Origin of the sequence: Nocardioides ferulae (assembly GCF_003660455.1) — a bacterium.
GTDB classification, from domain to species: Bacteria; Actinomycetota; Actinomycetes; order Propionibacteriales; family Nocardioidaceae; genus Nocardioides; species Nocardioides ferulae.
The window spans coordinates 1-16,921 of record NZ_QZVR01000024.1 but is presented as its reverse complement, the minus strand read 5'-3'; the positions used below and the strand labels follow the sequence as shown (position 1 = coordinate 16,921).

14 protein-coding genes are annotated in these 16,921 nt (G+C 72.4%); 4 read left to right on the top strand and 10 right to left on the bottom strand.

The window, feature by feature from the left end; genetic code table 11:
• The first annotated feature begins 196 nt into the window (after nt 1-196).
• A complete protein-coding gene (locus D6B71_RS19810; protein WP_164519751.1) occupies nt 197-568 on the top strand; it encodes a nuclear transport factor 2 family protein in 372 nt (123 codons plus the stop codon).
• 42 nt (nt 569-610) lie between these two features.
• Here D6B71_RS19810 and D6B71_RS19805 read toward each other — a convergent pair whose 3' ends face one another.
• Nucleotides 611-1,120 carry a hypothetical protein gene (locus D6B71_RS19805; protein ID WP_121258330.1) on the bottom strand — a complete coding sequence of 170 codons (510 nt, stop codon included), beginning with the start codon at nt 1,118-1,120 and terminating at the stop codon, nt 611-613.
• Nucleotides 1,121-1,276: 156 nt separating this feature from the next.
• On the opposite strand from D6B71_RS19805, the gene D6B71_RS19800 reads away from it, so the two are divergent.
• Nucleotides 1,277-2,644 carry an IS1380 family transposase gene (locus D6B71_RS19800; protein ID WP_121258328.1) on the top strand — a complete coding sequence of 456 codons (1,368 nt, stop codon included), beginning with the start codon at nt 1,277-1,279 and terminating at the stop codon, nt 2,642-2,644.
• A 139-nt stretch (nt 2,645-2,783) separates the two neighbouring features.
• Here D6B71_RS19800 and D6B71_RS23210 read toward each other — a convergent pair whose 3' ends face one another.
• The 3 genes from D6B71_RS23210 to D6B71_RS19785 are packed head-to-tail and all read right to left on the bottom strand — an operon-like array spanning nt 2,784 to nt 5,506.
• Nucleotides 2,784-3,056 (bottom strand): hypothetical protein, encoded by a 273-nt coding sequence (locus D6B71_RS23210; protein ID WP_121258325.1) that lies wholly within the window; start codon nt 3,054-3,056, stop codon nt 2,784-2,786.
• Between the two features lie 19 nt (nt 3,057-3,075).
• Nucleotides 3,076-3,687 carry a TetR/AcrR family transcriptional regulator gene (locus D6B71_RS19790; RefSeq protein WP_121258323.1) on the bottom strand — a complete coding sequence of 204 codons (612 nt, stop codon included), beginning with the start codon at nt 3,685-3,687 and terminating at the stop codon, nt 3,076-3,078.
• Nucleotides 3,688-3,694: 7 nt separating this feature from the next.
• Nucleotides 3,695-5,506 carry an N-acyl-D-amino-acid deacylase family protein gene (locus tag D6B71_RS19785; protein ID WP_121258321.1) on the bottom strand — a complete coding sequence of 604 codons (1,812 nt, stop codon included), beginning with the start codon at nt 5,504-5,506 and terminating at the stop codon, nt 3,695-3,697.
• Between the two features lie 166 nt (nt 5,507-5,672).
• Between D6B71_RS19785 and D6B71_RS19780 the strand changes: the two genes are divergently transcribed.
• The gene (locus D6B71_RS19780; protein ID WP_121258319.1) at nt 5,673-9,050 is read left to right on the top strand and encodes a pyruvate carboxylase; all 3,378 of its coding nucleotides are present in this window, start codon (nt 5,673-5,675) and stop codon (nt 9,048-9,050) included.
• A gap of 91 nt (nt 9,051-9,141) precedes the next feature.
• On the opposite strand, the gene D6B71_RS19775 is transcribed toward D6B71_RS19780, so the two are convergent.
• The 6 genes from D6B71_RS19775 to D6B71_RS19755 all read right to left on the bottom strand — a co-directional run bounded on the left by D6B71_RS19775 (nt 9,142) and on the right by D6B71_RS19755 (nt 15,407).
• Nucleotides 9,142-10,335, bottom strand: a complete 1,194-nt coding sequence (locus D6B71_RS19775; RefSeq protein WP_121258317.1) for a SpoIID/LytB domain-containing protein — start codon at nt 10,333-10,335, stop codon at nt 9,142-9,144.
• Nucleotides 10,336-10,477: 142 nt separating this feature from the next.
• Complete coding sequence (locus D6B71_RS19770; RefSeq protein WP_121258315.1) at nt 10,478-11,713, bottom strand: SpoIID/LytB domain-containing protein; 1,236 nt, start codon at nt 11,711-11,713, stop codon at nt 10,478-10,480.
• An 82-nt stretch (nt 11,714-11,795) separates the two neighbouring features.
• Complete coding sequence (locus tag D6B71_RS19765; protein ID WP_121258313.1) at nt 11,796-13,283, bottom strand: Hsp70 family protein; 1,488 nt, start codon at nt 13,281-13,283, stop codon at nt 11,796-11,798.
• 37 nt (nt 13,284-13,320) lie between these two features.
• Nucleotides 13,321-14,457, bottom strand: a complete 1,137-nt coding sequence (locus tag D6B71_RS19760) for a N(5)-(carboxyethyl)ornithine synthase (RefSeq protein ID WP_121258311.1) — start codon at nt 14,455-14,457, stop codon at nt 13,321-13,323.
• Nucleotides 14,454-14,588 carry a hypothetical protein gene (locus tag D6B71_RS23860; protein ID WP_276311016.1) on the bottom strand — a complete coding sequence of 45 codons (135 nt, stop codon included), beginning with the start codon at nt 14,586-14,588 and terminating at the stop codon, nt 14,454-14,456. Before D6B71_RS23860 ends, D6B71_RS19760 begins: the two co-directional genes overlap by 4 nt.
• 243 nt (nt 14,589-14,831) lie before the next feature.
• On the bottom strand, nt 14,832-15,407 hold the full coding sequence (locus tag D6B71_RS19755) for a hypothetical protein (RefSeq protein WP_121258309.1): 576 nt from the start codon (nt 15,405-15,407) through the stop codon (nt 14,832-14,834).
• A gap of 212 nt (nt 15,408-15,619) precedes the next feature.
• Here D6B71_RS19755 and D6B71_RS19750 point away from each other — a divergent pair.
• The coding region (locus D6B71_RS19750) for a DUF222 domain-containing protein (protein WP_121258307.1) at nt 15,620-16,921 on the top strand (1,302 nt) is incomplete at its 3' end.

The window sequence follows — 16,921 nt, the reverse complement described above, 5'->3', positions numbered from 1 at the left end:
CGACTACGACCAGGCCTGGGCACCCGACGGCACCGTCACCTTCACCCGACTCCGCAGATAGGCCGGCTTACCGCCGTCCCCTCATCACACTTAGCCGTCCAGCACACCGCCTACGACCAGCCGGATTCTGGCGCGCACGGATCCTGCGGTGCTCCGTCCCCACAGAGAGACTTCTGCACGTGACACGCTGGCGTGTGTGGACGAAACAAGACTGGTCGTTGCCGCCGCCGAAGCGCGAGCCGCGGCACTCGCCGACGGGGATGGCGCACGCCTGGCCGACCTCCTGCACGAGGACTTCAGGTGGACCAGTCACCTGGGCGAGACCTACCGGCGCTCGGACTACATCCGCCGCAACACCGAGGGCCACACCGTCTGGCGGTTGCAGCGTCTGGTCGACCCCGACGTGGTGGTCGTCGGCGACACCGCCGTTCTCCGGGCCGAGGTCGAGGACGTCGTGCTGTCGCACCGCGGCGAGCCGGAGACCTTCTGCATGCCGGTGACACAAGTGTGGGTGCGCGCGACCGGCACCTGGCGGTGCCTCGCCGGTCACGCCGGTCCTCGCCGCTGAGGGGCCAGACGCGTCCGGCACGTAGCCGCCGCAACGGTCCGATCAGCTCCCGCGCCCCGCGTCCCAGTCACCCGGCAGGTCGGCCAGCGCGAGCTTGGCGTAGCCGCGGCGAATGTCCAGGACATGGTGGGAGAGGTCGTGCAACAGGTGCCGCGCGATCCACCCGGCAGACACGTCGTGGGAGTAGGTCCCCGTATGGCGGGCGTCCCGCCACACGCCGGTCAGGGCCGGCAGCACCCGCGCCGAGGCCGCTCGGGCCGAGGCAAGGTCGACGCTCTCGTCTTGCGGCCCAATGCCGGTGACGTCAGTGATCATGCCGAGGAGCCCTCGGGTCACCTCAACGCAGTGACCGACGTACTCGACGGCCGAGAAGATCTCCGGCTCGGGACGCAGTTCCCGGTACGAGTGACGCAGCAGCCGTTCGAGGTGGGCGAACACCTGATCCAGCTCCGCTGGCTCGTCGGCGACCGTCCTCGCGTCGAAGCCGCACTCGTCGCACAGCTCGACTCCGCCGAGAGGAGCATCGGCAGGTTCCCGCCAGCCGTAGGCCACGACGGCACCCTACGGCGCCGAGGCGCGCCGCTCAGCCTGAATCCACCGTTGGGGGCGTCGGGGTGAGCGTGGCGTAGAACGAGAATGCCCTTGCTGGGCGGGAGAATCGGAGTTCTCACACAACCGTTTCGCCACCGAGCAAGGGACACCTCGTAAGTGCAACCTTCCCACAAGGTCCGGCCCGTGTTCGATGACCCCAACCTGGTGTCGTCGGCTGGTCTGGTTCCCGCGCTGCGGCTGGCCGAGTCCGCTGGCCTGTACGACCTTCTCGCCGGGGTGACGGTGCCCTCGCCGAACGCGTCGGCGAAGGCGGCGTGTGTGGTGGGCGGGATGCTGGCCGGTGCGGACTCGATCGACGACATGGACCTGCTGCGGCACGGCGGCATGACTCGGTTGTTCGGCGGGGTCCGGGCGCCCTCGACGCTGGGGACGTTCCTGCGCTCGTTCACCCACGGACACGTCCAGCAGCTCGACGCTGTCAACGCCGCCTTGCTGGCGGGGCTGACCGAGCGGGTCCCGGGGCTGCTTGCCGGTGGAGACGGGTTCGCCACGGTCGACCTCGACGACACCGTCCGCGAGGTCCACGGCCACGCCAAGCAGGGCGCCGCGTTCGGATACACCCGGCAGCGGGGCCTCAACATCCAGCTCGCCACGATCTCGACGCCGCTGGCCGCGCCGGTGATCGCCCGGGCGAGGCTGCGGTCGGGGAACACCGCCTCGGCCAAAGGTGCGGGACGGCTGCTGGCCCAGGCCATCACCACCGCTCGTGCTGCCGGGGTGAGCGGGCAGATCCTCGCGCGAGCGGACTCGGCCTACTACGGGTGGGCGTTCGTCGGCACCGCCCTGCGGCACAAGGCGTGGTTCTCGGTGACCGCGCGGATGACCAAGACCGTCACCCGCGCGATCACCGCCATCCCCGCCGGAGCCTGGAGGCCGATCGAGTACCCGAACGCGGTGTTCGACGAGACCGAACAGCGTTGGGTCTCCGACGCAGAGGTCGCCGAGATCGGCTTCACCGCGTTCACCGGCCGCCGCAAGGCCGAGCACGTCACCTGCCGCCTCGTGGTGCGCCGCGTCAAACGACTCCAGCCACTGGCCTCCGACGGCACCGCGCAGGGTGAGCTGTTCGCTGCCTACCGCCACCACGCCTTCATCACCAACACCACGCTGCCGACGGTGGAGGCCGACCAGCATCACCGCGACCACGCCATCGTCGAGCAGGTCATCGCCGAGCTCAAGGACAACGCCTTGGCCCACCTACCGTCGGGGAAGTACACCGCGAACGCTGCCTGGGTCGCGCTCGCGGTCACCGCGTTCAACCTCGCCCGCGCCACCGGCGTCGCCGCATCGCTGCACCGCGCACGATGGGCCACCCTGCGCAAGAAGCTCATCGACGTCCCGGGCCGCATCGCGGCCACCGCCCGCCGGCTCGACCTGCACCTCCCCCTCGGCTGGCCATGGGCATCCGCCTGGGAAGCACTGTGGGCGACCGCGACCGGCCCACCAGCCCCAATCACGACCTGACCACCCAGCCCGCCCGGGCGTCACCCAGAACCACGTGGAAGAGCCGGACAGACCGGCGGCCACCCCCTGCCCAGCCACGCCCCAGGCCTCTCAAGCGCCGTTCAGGGCCGACGAGAAATCATCCATGGTGGATCCGGGCTCAGTCAGCAACGCCCCGCGGCCCCGGCACCGTGAGCGCCGCGATCGCGGTGGTCAGTGGCACCGAGAGCACCAGGCCGATGCTGGTGGCCAGGGTGCGGACGACCTCCTCGGCGCGGTCCTGGTCGGGCCAGAGCAGCACCATCGCCACCAGCGTGACGACCGCGGCCAGCAGCAGACCCGACAGCAGCGCCGCCCGCGGCCGGCGTCCCACCTCGAACGCCGCCGCCGAGTGGCGCGGCGCCCGATGGCTGTGGCTGTGGCCGGCGCCCATCAGCGGGCAGCCGCCCGGGTCAGTGCGCGGAGTCCCACAGCGGGAGGCCCTTCAGGCCACGTGCCAGCTGCTGCAGCCGCTGATCCTCGAGCTCGGGGTGCGGGTCGAGCACCGACATCATCGACTCACCGTCGAGCAGGTGCACGATGCCCAGCAGCACGCTCTCGAGCTGGTCGTCGGGCACGCCCGCCGCCGCGGGCAACCCGCGGCCGAGCTCGACGATCTCCTTCATGTAGCGCGTCGCCATCGGGGCGAGGGCGTCGTGCAGGTCACGGTCGGTGCGCGCGGCCACGACCAGCTCGTACCAGGCGGCGTTCATCGGTGCCCGGCAGGCCTGCCGCAACAGCACCAGGCAGTCCTCGGCGGTGGCGTCGCCGAGCCGCTCGAGCGCGGCCGCGAACGACTCGAACTGCCGGCGGCGCACCTCGTCGGCCGCGGCCACCATCAGCTCGTGCCGCGTCGCGAAGTGTCGGAACAGCCCGCCCTGGGAGACGCCGGCCCGCCGGGTGACCTCCTTGGTCGTGGTCGCGGCGTACCCCAGCTCGACCAGGGAGGAGACGGCGGCGTCGAGCAGCGCGGCGACCGTGGTCGCCCGGCGCTCGGCCTGGGTGCGGCGAAGTCGGGGCGGCATGACCCCCTTACTGTGTCACCGGCTCCCGAAGCCTGCGCATCGGGGTCACGCTGCCGCGCGGCTCGGCGCGGCGCAGGAACCGTCCGGTCGCGAACTCGCGCCCGTAGCCGTCGACGAACTCGCCGTCCCGGAAGACCAGGTGGCCGCCGACGACCGTGGCCGCGACCGCGGCGTCGTTGCGGTTGACGATGCGCGAGAGGTTGCCGAACTCCGGCATCACCGCCTCGTGGTAGTCGTCGACGCCGGCGTCGAGGCCGGCCGGGTCGACCACGACCAGGTCCGCCCGGTCGCCGACCTGGATGCGGCCGGCGTCGAGCCGGTAGAAGTCGGCCAGCTCGCCGGTGAGCTTGTGCACCGCCTGCTCGACGGTGAGGAACGGCCGGCCGCGCCCCTGGGCCTCGTGCACCCGGTGCAGCAGCCGGATGCCGAAGTTGTAGAACGCCATGTTGCGCAGGTGGGCGCCCGCGTCGGAGAACCCGATCGTGACCCCGGGGGTGGTGACGAGCTTGTCCTGGACCGCCGGGCGGGTGTTGGCGATGTTGGTCTTCCACCGCAGCTTGGTGCCGTGCTCGACGACGAGGTCGAGGAAGCAGTCGACCGGGTGCACGCCGCGCTCGCGCGCCACCTCGCCGATGTGGCGACCGATCAGCGCGTCGTCGGGGCACTCGGTGATCTCGGCGTCGTCGAAGTCGCGGTGCCATACCCGCGGGGAGAACCGCTTGTCGAAGTCCTTGCGGAACCAGCGCCGGTAGGCCTCGTCGGAGAGCAGCGCGTTGCGGCCCATCTCCTCGCGCAGGTGCAGGGCCTCGCGGCCGGAGCCGAACTCCTCGAAGACCACCAGGTCGATGCCGTCGGCCCACACCCGGAACGTCGTCGGCAGGTGCTGCCAGGTGAACTCGCCGCCGCCGATCCGGTTGGCCAGGAACGCCAGCGGCCCGAAGATGCGGTGCACCCACGGCTCGGCCTTGGTGTCGGCCGCGGCCAGCAGCGAGACCCGCAACGGCTTGCGCACCCGCCCCATCGAGGTGAACAGGTAGAACCCCACGTCGTACTTCTTGTTCAGGTTCGGCACGCCCTGCAGCACACCCTCGCGGCGGCGCAGCACCCGGCTGATCCGCCGGAACTCCTTCCAGCTGGCGAAGGTGGAGGGCAGGGTGCGGGAGCGGTAGCGGTCGCCGTCGAGCTTGTCCCAGGGGTTGGTCATCGTGGAGATGCCCAGGAAGCCGGCGTCGAGCGCCTCCTCCAGCCGGCGCTCGACCTCGCGCATCTCACCGCGCTCGGCCTTGTGCGCCTCGTCGGTGGCCCGGCCCAGGCCCATCACCGAGGCCCGGACGTCGGAGTGGCCGAGGAACGAGGCGACGTTCGGGCCCAGCGGCTTGCGCTCCAGCGCGTCGACCCACTGCTGGGGGGTGGTCCAGCTCTTCTCCTGCTCGAACGCCGCGAGCACGTGCGGGCGGGGCAGCGCCTCGACCCGGCTGAACAGGTCGGCGGCGTCGGTGGGCGAGGAGTAGACCGCCGAGATCGAGCAGTTGCCCATCAGCACCGTGGTCACCCCGTGCCGCACCGACTCGTTGAGGCCGGGCGCGACCTGCACCTCGGCGTCATAGTGGGTGTGGGCGTCGACGAAGCCCGGCATCACCCAGCGGCCGGTCGCGTCGACCACCTCGGTGTCGGGCCCGGCCGTCAGCGGCGGGTCCGAGGGCCCGGCGACCGCGACCACGCGTCCGCCGCTGATGCCCACGTCGGCCAGGACGCCGGGGGCGCCGGTGCCGTCGAAGTAGGTGCCGCCGCGGACCAGGAGTTCGAGGGTCTGGGACATGGGGTGACCTCCGTCACGTTCACAGGTCCGCCGACCGTAACAAAAGAGAGCGCCTGCTCGCTATGTCTGGACCCGGGCGACTTCGGCCGGTACCCACCGCGGCCGGTTTGTCGCACGCAGTGAACGTCACAGCCGCAGGCCGGGCCACGCCGATACGGTTGCGCCCATGTTCTCCAAGGTGCTGGTCGCCAACCGCGGCGAGATCGCGATCCGAGCTTTCCGTGCGGCGTTCGAAGTCGGCGCGCGCACAGTGGCGGTGTTCCCCTGGGAGGACCGCTGGTCCGAGCACCGCCTCAAGGCCGACGAGGCCTACGAGATCGGTGAGCGGGGCCACCCGGTCCGCGCCTATCTGGACCCCGAGGCGATCGTCGCGACCGCCCTGCGCGCCGGCGCCGACGCGGTCTATCCCGGCTACGGCTTCCTCTCCGAGAACCCGGCGCTCGCCGAGGCCTGCGCGGCCGCCGGCATCACGTTCATCGGCCCCACCGCCGAGGTGCTCACGCTGACCGGCAACAAGGCCCGGGCGATCGCGGCGGCCAAGGCGGCCGGCGTCCCCACGCTCGCCAGCGTCGAGCCCTCGACCGACGTCGACGCGCTGGTCGAGGCCGCCTCCGACCTGCCCTATCCGCTGTTCGTGAAGGCCGTCGCCGGCGGCGGCGGTCGCGGCATGCGCCGCGTCGACCGGCCCGACGACCTGCGCGAGGCCGTGCTCACCTGCATGCGCGAGGGGGAGGGCGCCTTCGGCGACCCGACCGTCTTCATCGAGCAGGCCGTCGTCGACCCGCGGCACATCGAGGTGCAGATCCTCGCCGACGGCGAGGGCAACGTGATGCACCTCTTCGAGCGCGACTGCTCGCTGCAGCGCCGGCACCAGAAGGTCATCGAGATCGCGCCGGCGCCCAACCTCGACCCCGACCTGCGGGAGCGGATCTGCGCCGACGCGGTGCGCTTCGCTCGTGAGATCGGCTACCGCAACGCCGGCACCGTGGAGTTCCTGCTCGATCCCGACGGCAACTACGTGTTCATCGAGATGAACCCGCGCATCCAGGTCGAGCACACGGTGACCGAGGAGGTCACCGACGTCGACCTGGTGCAGAGCCAGCTCCGCATCGCCGCGGGCGAGACGCTCGCCGACCTGGGCCTCTCGCAGGAGACCGTGACGCTGCGCGGAGCGGCCCTGCAGTGCCGGATCACCACCGAGGACCCCGCCAACGGCTTCCGGCCCGACACCGGCACCATCACGACGTACCGCTCCCCCGGCGGCGCCGGCGTCCGCATCGACGGCGGCACCGTCTACACCGGGGCCGAGGTCTCCGCGCACTTCGACTCGATGCTGGCCAAGCTCACCTGCCGGGGCCGCACCTTCGACAAGGCGGTCGAGAAGGCACGCCGCGCGGTCGCGGAGTTCCGCATCCGCGGGGTCGCGACGAACATCCCGTTCCTGCAGGCGGTGCTCACCGACCCCGACTTCACGCAGGGCCGGGTCACCACCTCGTTCATCGAGACCCACCCGCAGCTGCTGCAGGCCCGCGGCAGCGGCGACCGGGGCAGCAAGCTGCTGCACTACCTGGCCGACGTCACCGTCAACAAGCCGTACGGCGAGGCGCCGGTGTCGCTGCACCCCGCCACGAAGCTGCCGCCGACCAACCTCGAGGTGCCGGCGCCCGACGGCACCCGCCAGCAGCTGCTGAAGCTCGGCCCCGAGGAGTTCGCCCGCCAGCTGCGCCGGCAGGACCGGGTCGCGGTCACCGACACCACGTTCCGCGACGCCCACCAGTCGCTGCTCGCGACCCGGGTGCGTACCGCCGACCTGCTCGCGGTGGCGCCGCACGTCGCGCGCACCACCCCGGAGCTGTGGTCGGTGGAGGCCTGGGGCGGGGCGACCTACGACGTGGCGCTGCGGTTCCTCGCCGAGGACCCGTGGGAGCGGCTGGCCGCGCTGCGCCAGGCGCTGCCGAACGTGTGCCTGCAGATGCTGCTGCGCGGCCGCAACACGGTCGGCTACACGCCCTACCCCACCGCGGTCACCGACGCCTTCGTCGAGGAGGCGGTCGCGACCGGGCTCGACGTGTTCCGCATCTTCGACGCGCTCAACGACGTCGAGCAGATGCGTCCGGCGATCGAGGCGGTGCGCGCGACGAACACGGCGGTCGCCGAGGTGGCGCTGTGCTACACCGGCGACCTGTCCGACCCGGGCGAGAGGCTCTACACCCTCGACTACTACCTGCGGCTGGCCGAGCGCATCGTCGACGCCGGCGCGCACGTGCTGGCGATCAAGGACATGGCCGGCCTGCTGCGCGCCCCGGCCGCCCGCCGGCTGGTGACCGCGCTGCGCGAGAACTTCGACCTGCCGGTGCACCTGCACACCCACGACACCCCCGGCGGCCAGCTCGGCACGCTGCTGGCCGCCATCGACGCCGGCGTGGACGCCGTCGACGCGGCGTCCGCCGCGATGGCCGGCACCACGAGCCAGCCGCCGCTCTCGGCGCTGGTCTCGGCCACCGACCACTCCGAGCGCGAGACCGGGCTGTCGCTCGACGCGGTCTGCGCCCTGGAGCCCTACTGGGAGGCGACCCGGCGGGTCTACGCCCCGTTCGAGTCCGGCCTGCCCTCGCCCACGGGGCGCGTCTACACCCACGAGATCCCCGGGGGCCAGCTCTCCAACCTGCGTCAGCAGGCGATCGCGCTGGGCCTGGGCGAGAAGTTCGAGCAGATCGAGGACATGTACGCCGCGGCGAACGCGATCCTCGGCAACGTGGTCAAGGTGACCCCGTCCTCGAAGGTGGTCGGCGACCTGGCCCTGCACCTGGTGGCGGTCGGCGCCGACCCCGAGGAGTTCGCCGAGAACCCCGCGAAGTTCGACATCCCCGACTCGGTGATCGGCTTCCTCAACGGAGAGCTGGGCGACCCGCCCGGCGGCTGGCCCGAGCCGTTCCGCAGCAAGGCGCTGGAGGGCCGCACCTGGACGCCCCCGGCCGCCGAGCTCACCGCCGAGCAGGCCGAGGGGCTGCGCACCGACCGCCGCGGCACCCTCAACGAGCTGCTGTTCCCCGGGCCCACCCGCGAGTTCCGCGAGGCGCGGGCCACCTTCGGTGACGTCTCGGTGCTGCCGACCCCGGAGTACCTCTACGGCCTCAAGCACGGCGTGGAGCACGAGGTGCACCTGTCCGAGGGGCTGAAGCTGATCCTCGGTGTGCAGGCGATAGGCGACGCCGACGAGCGCGGCTTCCGCACGGTGATGGCCACCGTCAACGGCCAGCTCCGGCCGGTCAGCGTGCGCGACCGCAGCGTCTCCTCCGAGGTCGCGGCCGCCGAGAAGGCCGACACCAGCAAGCCCGGCCACGTCGCCGCGCCGTTCCAGGGCGTGGTGACGATCGCGGTCGAGGAGGGCCAGCAGGTGGCGGCCGGCGACACCGTCGCGACGATCGAGGCGATGAAGATGGAGGCCTCGATCACCGCGCCGGTCGCCGGCACCGTCGAGCGGCTGGCGCTGTCGGGCACGCAGGCGGTCGAGGGCGGCGACCTGGTGGTGGTGCTCGGCTGAGCGCGGACTGAGGCACGGCGAGTGACGTGAACCGCAGGTCACGGCGGCCTGCCGGCCTGCCGGTCACGTCACTCGCGGGTGGGCACGGCTCCTAGCGCCGCACCCGGAACGTGAACCAGGTCGACCGCAGCCCCAATGCCGAGCGCATGGCGTCGCCCGAGACCACCGCCCGGCCGGACGAACCGACCAACGTGAGCGACCCGACCCGGCCGCCCCAGTCGCCGTTGCCGTCGCGCCGGGTGACCCGGATCGACCGCAGGTCGCCCACCGCCGGGAAGGCCCGCTCGAGGGCGGCGTCGGTGATCGTCACCGACCAGGTGTGGTTCGGGTTGCCCGACCACCCGTCGTACGGGTCCTCCTGGGCGACCAGGTAGGGCACCGAGCCGGCGGCGGTCCAGCCGCCGCTGCTCGAGCCGAACTGCGTGAACGCCGGCTCGCCCTTGTGAGTCAGCACCCGCCCCCGGGTGGCGCGGACCGCGCGGTTGGAGGCGGGGTGCTCGGCGTCGACGCCGCCGTAGACCTGGCAGGACCAGGTGTCGCACAGCTGGTACGCCGGGGAGCGCGGGTGGGCGCGCTCGTAGCCGGCGTAGGTGCGGGCGGCGACCGCCTGGGCGCGCACCGCCTCGGTGCTCCACAGCGCGGGGATCTCCAGGGGCACCACGCCCTTGAGGTAGTCCTCGAGGGCGACGTCGTTGACGGTGACCCGGTCGGTGCCGACGGGGGCGGCCCGGAGCCGGCCGCGGTAGGCACGGTCCCCCGCCGGGGTGACCAGCGTGACCGGGCGCTCCCCCGCCGCGAACTCGCCGCTGCCGGTGAGCTCGCGCCAGGCCCGCCAGCGCTTCTTGGCACCCCCGGGCTGGTAGGCCACCCAGGTGGAGCCGTCGCGCCGGTCGGCCACCCGCCACAGCGCCGCGCCGTTGTCGGGGAGCTCGACCGGCTCGCTGTCGCCGCCGGTGTCGCGGACGGTGAGCCCGGCACGGGGCCGGACGACGAGGTCGTCGGTGGCGTCGGCGGTGATCTGCACGGTGACCCGGCCGCGGGCACGGCCCCAGCGCAGGCCCGGGTAGTAGAACTCGGCGATCTGCTCGTAGGTCAGGCCCTCGCGGGCCGCGCCCTCGGCGCCGTACTGCGACATGCCGTGGCCGTGCCCGTAGCCGTGGCCGCGGACCACGATCGTGGCCGGTGAGGGCACCTGCCACCGGTCGGGGGCGGCCGTGGCCGGTGGCGCCGTGGCGAGGGTCGCGGCCGCGACGGCGCCCGCGACGAGCAGGCGGGGCAGGCGCATAGGGGGCTCCGGCGGTGCGGCCCCACGAGCTCCGTGGGGCTGGGGTGGCTGGTGTGACACGGGCTGACCCCGCCATCGTCGCCGCGGCGGGAGCCGGCCACCAGTGGTTCGGCGGAACTACGAGTCTGTAGTTCGCAGCCTGCTACTGCACGGTGAGGTCGAACAGCGTCGACCGCAGCCCGAGCGCCAGCTGGAAGGTGTCGCCGGAGACCTCGCGGGTGGCCCCCGACTCGCTGGTCAGCCGCAGCCGGGTCACCCGGCCGCCGTCGTCCCCGAAGCCGTCGCGCTCGAGCACCTCGACGGAGGCGAGCGGGGCCACGGTCGGCCACTGCTCCTCGATGTCGGCGGCCGACAGCTCGCGGACCCAGTCGTTCAACGGGTCGTGGTCGTCGGGCCCGCCCTGCAGGTAGGGGAACGGGCCGGGGGCGGTCCAGCCGCCGTTGCTGGCCGAGAACTGGGTGAAGGCCGGCTCTCCGTCGAAGGTCAGCACCTGCTTCGCGGTCTCGCGGATCGCGCTGTCGGTCGCGGGGTGCTCGACGTCCACGCCGCCGTAGACCTGGCAGAAGTCGCTGCTGCACAGGTCGTAGTGGCGGCCCGCCGGAGCCGCGGCGCGCTCGAACGCGGCGTACGTGCGGGCGGCGAGGGTCTGCGCGCGCACCGCCTCGGGCTGCCACTCAGCCGGGATCTCCTCGGGGACGACGCCACGCAGGTAGGCCTCCATCGGGACGACGTTGACCGTGTCGCGGTCGAGGGGGCCGTCGGAGCGGCCCGGCGGCGGGGTGACCGAGCGCAGCTCGCCGCGGTAGCTCGTGGAGCCGGACGGCTTGTGCAGGCGCAGGGGCGCGCCGCCCGCCGAGAGCGACACCTCGCCGCTGGGCCGGCGCCAGGTCTGCCACCGCGAGCCCACCCGGTAGTCGACCCGGCTGCGGGTGCCGTCCGCGATCGGAACCACCCGCCACCGAGCGATCTTCTGACGCTTGCCCTTCGACTTCGTGGCCTGCGGCAGCCGCCAGGTGCGACCGGCCGTCAGCCTCAGGCCCCTGCGAGCGGAGACGACCAGGTCGCTGCTGGAGTCGTCGGAGATCAGGATGCGCAACGAGCCGGTCGCGGTGCCCCAGGAGGTGCCGGGGTAGTAGAAGCCGAGGATCTCGCGATAGCCCTGCCCCGCCTTGGCGCGGCTCTGCGCGCCGTACTGCGAGAGGCCGCGGCCGTGGCCGAACCCGCGTCCTTCCACCGTCACGGTGGTGGCCTGCGCCCGGGCGCCGGCGTCGCCGCCGTCGGGCGTGGTCTCGGCCTTCGCCGAGGCGGGTGCGGCGGGCAGCGCGAGGAGGACGCCGAGCGCGGCAGCGCTCAGGCCGCGGCGGGTACGCAGATCCACGGGGCACCTCCCGAGAGGATGGACGGGGTCAACGATGGGATCACGGATCCGACGGAGGCGCAAAGCCGCAGACGCCGTCGCGTCACCCCAACGTGTGGGTCTGCCGGTAGCCGGTGTCGAGATCGGTGATCTGCAGCTCGATGATGCCGTGCGGGTCGATCACGTAGCGCTCCTCCACCAGCGGCCCGGACCCGGCGTGCACCACGGCCACGTCGCGCAGGTCGCGGCCGTCCTGGAGCGCGGGGTCGAACGGGAACACCACGTCGGCGAAGGGGACGAGCGCACCCTGCGGCTCGCCGCGGCCGTCGAGGTCGGCGTACTCGACGAAGCGGAACCAGCCGACGTTGTGGGCGGCGCGGTAGCGGCGCACCACCTCGACGTCGGTGTCGGCCAGGCGCTGCTCGCGGCCCAGCAGCTGGTCGAAGCTGACCGCGGTGCCCTCGCGACCCTCGCGGAAGACCCCGAAGCTGCGGGAGAGCCGGTCGGTGAGCGAGAAGCCGGACTCCTCGTCGGCGGCGATCGCGAGGCCGATCGCGGTCGACCCCGCCGGGAACGGCGAGGCGTGCACCCGGCGCCCGAACCGCTCGCGCAGCCGCCGCGACACCAGCGGCAGCGCGCTCGCGCCGCCGACCAGATAGACGCCGGCGACCTCGGCGAGGTCGCCGGCACCGTCACCGATCCGGTCCAGCAAGGGGGCCATGGTGTCGAGGCTGCGCTCCACGAGCGGCCCGGCGGCGTCGTAGAAGTCGGCCACCGGGATCACCACCGGCTCCTCCCCCACCTCGACCACGACCCGGCGCGACTGGGGCGAGATCCGCTCCTTGGCCTGGCGGCTCTCCTCGAGCAGCTCCGCCGACGGCGGCCCCGGGTGCGCGTCGGTGCGGCTCGCGGCGAGCCCGGCCAGCACGGCGTCGAAGTCGTCGCCGCCCAGGTCGTCGGCGCCGGCCGTGGCCTCGACGTCGTGGTGGGTGCCGCGCACGTCGACCAGCGACGCGTCGAACGTGCCGCCGCCCAGGTCGTAGACGACGACCCGGGTGCGCCGCGAGGTCACCGCGCGCCGGTGCCGGTGACTGAACTCGAAGCCGGCCGCAGACGGCTCGTTGAGCAGGGCCACGACGTCGAACCCGGCGGCCCGGAACGCGTGCAAGGTGAGCAGCCGCTGCGCGCCCGAGGCGTGCGCCGGGACGGCGACCGCAGCCTGCAGGACGCCGTCGAGCTCCCCGGCGATCGTGGAGCGCTTCTCGACCTGCTCGCGCAGGTCTCGCAGGAAGCCGGTGAGCACCTCCAGCAGCGGCACCCGCCCGTCGCCGAGCGCCATCGTGGTCTCGGCGGTCAGCTCCGGGGACGACAGCAGCCGCTTGAACGAGCGGGCGTACGGCGCACCGTGGTCGCGCGCCGTCGCCAGCGCCTCGTGGCCGAAGACCAACCGGCCCTGGTGGCGGGCGACGACCGACGGCACGTGGTCGTGCATGCCGCCCTGGTCGTCCTCGAACGCCACGACCGGGTAGTTGCCCCGGTCCACGGCGGCCACGATCGTGCGCGTCGTACCGAAGTCCACTCCTAGCCGCATGGTGGAAGCGTAGGACGTGGCACCCCGATCTCCGGTCTCAGCAGACGGGGTGGGGGTGCTCCGCGGAGCGACCCTGGAACGACAGGATCGCCGGGTTGACCACCTGTCCGTCCCGGATCTCGATCGCGCGGCGCAGCGTCTCGTCGCCGTCCCACCCTCCGGCGCCCTCCAGGACCGGCCGCAGGAACGGGATCAGCGCGTTGTTGTTCTCCCAGGTGGCCGAGTTCCACAGGTACGACGGACTGTGGTCGACCGCGTAGTAGAGGACGTGGTCGCCGACGAAGAACGCGGGCTCCTCGAACGTCGTCGGCCGGGCCCAGCTGAAGCCCATGGCCAGGTCGCACGAGACGTCGACGATCAGGCTCCCCCGGCGGAATCCGGCCAGGTCCTCGGTCCGCAGGTAGACGAGCGGGTTGTCGGTGTCCTGGAAGGTGCAGTTGACGACGACGTCGTGGGCGGCCAGGAACGCCGGCAGCGGTTCCCGGCCGCGGTCGGTGACGACGCGATGGCCCTCGGCCGGGTCGTGGTCGAAGTGCCGGATCTGCGCCGAGTGGATCGGCGAGGCCACCGCCGCCACGCCCCGGTTGGTCAGCACGGTGACCTCGTGCACGCCGTGCGCGTTCAGCGCGGTCACCGCACCCCGGGCGGTGGCGCCGAAGCCGATGACGACCGCCCGCAGCGGGCGCCCGTAGTCACCGGTCAGCCCGGCCAGCTCCAGGGCGTGCAGCACCGAGCAGTAGCCGGCCAGCTCGTTGTTCTTGTGGAACACGTGCAGGCCGATCCCGCCGTCGCGGGTGAGGTGGTTCATCGCCTCGAACGCGATCAGGGTCAGCCGCCGGTCGATGGCCAGCTGGGTGAGGTCGGGGTCCTGCACGCAGTGCGGCCAGCCCCACAGCACCTGTCCGGGGCCGAGCGCGGCCACGTCGGCGAGTTGCGGCTTCGGGAGCAGGACCACGTCGGAGCCCGCCAGGATCTCGGCCCTGGAGGCGAACCCGGCGACGTGCTCGCCGAGTGAGGCGTCGCTGACGCCGAACCGCGCGCCGTACCCGTGCTCGAGGGTGATCGCAGCCCGCAGGTCGGCATCGAGCAGCGGGAGGTGCTCCGGGTGGAGCGGGAGCCGGTGCTCGTTCTCCTTGGCCGAGGTGCCGATGACGCCCAGACCCAGGAGCGTCACTTGCCCTTCGACGGGTGGATCTTGTCCGACAGCGTCTCGACGTGGCCCTTGTCGCGCTTCTCGGCGCGCTTCTCCTTGATGGACTTGCCGGACTTCTTGGTCATGCTCTGGCGCGGCGACTTGTCGCTCATGGCGCTTCTCTCTGAGAGGAAGCCTGGACGGCTCCGTCCTGCGACAGTACGCCCTCGCGCGGCGGGCCGCTGCGAGTCCGGCCCTGACGTGCGTCGAGGCCGACTCGGGGCGATCACCTCGCCGTCGTCGACGACCTGGCGTCCAACGAGGTCGGTGGTGGCCTCGGGCTCGCCCTGTTCTCTGTGCTGTCGCGGGTCACGATCGCTGCTCGCCCGGCCCGTGGGTCCCGCGACGGCGCCCGCTCAGCGCCCCGGCGTGCCGCCCTCGAGAGCCCTCAGGGCCCCCGGCAACGCGAAGACCGTGGTCACGTCCGTGCGATGGAGGTCAAGGTCGGGACGCCGCTGGTGCGGCTCCAGCCCCCAGACCCGCGTGCCCTTTCGACGCACCCAGCTCATGACCCGGTTCACCCAGCGCTCGTAGTCCTTGGAGACCTTGCTCATCGAGTCCGCCTGCGACCCGATATCACCCGCACGGAGGCCCTCGGGACCCTCCGTGGCCGGCGTCCAGAGCAAGACTGGCGACGCGTTCGAATCCACCAGGCCCTCGGTGGGCCCGGGCTCGAGCCGCTCCCAGTTCAGACGGTTGAACAACGCCGATCTCGTCCCCCCTGCCATCGCTGGGTCTTCCTCCCTGATCACGATGGGAGGCCCCAGCGCCCGACTCACCACCATGACGTGGTCACTCGCCAGCGCGAGCTCACGCGAGAGGTCGATCGGGGGCGAGGCGACCATCGGCCAGGGTCGCAGAGCCACCTCGGCGGGCTCTGCGAGGTAGTCCAAGAGGTGCGCCTGGTCTGTTGGGGTCGCGTAGAAGTGCACGGCAGCTACCACGTCCGAAGCCTCGCATGCCGCTGCACCAAGCGACCGCCCTCCAGCACGAGGCCACGCGCCACGCCGCTGCGAGTCGAGACTCATCCGGTGGTTGAGCGGTCCGGTGGTCGAGCTTGCCGAGACCCGCGGTGGTCGAGCCTGCCGAGACCATCTGTGAAGACACCCTTGTCTCGAACACTCGTTCGAACTAGACTGTACCTGTGCCTACCAGTCAGCCCTCCGAACCGCACGAGATCGCTGATCTCGACGCGCGGGCCACGCTGGCCGCCACCATCGAGACCATGACCACCCGCCGAGCCGCCGAAGTCGCCGAGATGCGCCTCGCCGCCCACTGGGCAGTGCTGCACGGTGAACCCGTCCGCGAAGCCGCCGGGGAGTTGGCTGGCCTGGTGGATCCGATGACCCAACCCGGCGGCGACGGCACGCCTGAGATCCGCGAGGTCTGCATCGCCGAGCTCGGCATGGCCCGCCGCGTGCACGCCGCCACCGCACGTGCCCTGATCGCCGACACCCTCGACCTCCAACACCGACTCCCCAAGACCTGGAAGAACGTGGAAGCCCTGGACTGCGAGCCGTGGGTGGCGCGGCGGGTCGCGGTGATGACCCGCAACCTTCCCGCCGACAAGGTGGGGCTGGTGGACCGGGCCGTCGCCCGCGCGATCGGGAAGGTGGCACCGGGCAAGGTCTTCGACCTGGTCGCCGCGAAGATCATCGAGGCCGACCCCGAAGCCCACGCACTACGGCGTGAACGGGCCCGCCACGAGCGCTACGTCAAGCTGTCCCAGACCGACGAACACGGCTTCCGCCACATCATCGCCAAAGTCACCGCCGGCGACGCCGTCTGGTTCGACGCCCTCATCGACCGGGTCGCCGACATCCTGGCGCTGGAGCACGGCCACGACCACAACCACCAAGAACTCCGCTCCCTCGCCGTCGGCTGGCTCGCCAGACCCGCCGACCTCCTCCGCCTGCTGCTCGACCACACCTACCCCGAACAAGCCGACGAGCAGCCCAACCCAGAGCCGTCCGACAAGACGGCCGAGCCGGAGACATCAGACGACGAACCCGAGGAGCCAGAGCCGACTGAGCCGGCGGGACGCCCGGCCTACGCGCCCGAACACCTCGACGCCACCCTCGACCGGTTGAAGAAGCTGTCGACCCGGCAGCTGGCCTCGCTGCGCCCCCGCGGGAAGGTGTTCGTCCACCTCCACCAAGCCGCCCTCCAGCGCCAGGCCGGGATCGCCCGCGTCGAAGGCCTCGGCCCGATGCTCGCCCAGGCCCTCGCCGAACTGCTGGGACACGCGGATGTGAAGCTGCAGCCGGTCCTCGACCTCGCCACCCGGCCGCGGGTCGATGCCTACGAACACCCCGAACGGCTCAAGGACCACACCTGGCTCCTCGCCGGCGGCGACGTGTTCCCGTTCTCGACCGCCGCCAGCCGTGACCAGACCGACGCCGACCACGTCGTCGCCTACAAGCCACCCGATGAAGGTGGTCCACCG

Coding starts and splice junctions, on each gene's coding strand:
- D6B71_RS23210 (WP_121258325.1), bottom strand. CDS start 3,056: ATGGGCGCCGGCCACAGCCACAGCCATCGGGCGCCGCGCCACTCGGCG.
- D6B71_RS19790 (WP_121258323.1), bottom strand. CDS start 3,687: ATGCCGCCCCGACTTCGCCGCACCCAGGCCGAGCGCCGGGCGACCACG.
- D6B71_RS19785 (WP_121258321.1), bottom strand. CDS start 5,506: ATGTCCCAGACCCTCGAACTCCTGGTCCGCGGCGGCACCTACTTCGAC.
- D6B71_RS19780 (WP_121258319.1), top strand. CDS start 5,673: ATGTTCTCCAAGGTGCTGGTCGCCAACCGCGGCGAGATCGCGATCCGA.
- D6B71_RS19775 (WP_121258317.1), bottom strand. CDS start 10,335: ATGCGCCTGCCCCGCCTGCTCGTCGCGGGCGCCGTCGCGGCCGCGACC.
- D6B71_RS19765 (WP_121258313.1), bottom strand. CDS start 13,283: ATGCGGCTAGGAGTGGACTTCGGTACGACGCGCACGATCGTGGCCGCC.
- D6B71_RS23860 (WP_276311016.1), bottom strand. CDS start 14,588: ATGAGCGACAAGTCGCCGCGCCAGAGCATGACCAAGAAGTCCGGCAAG.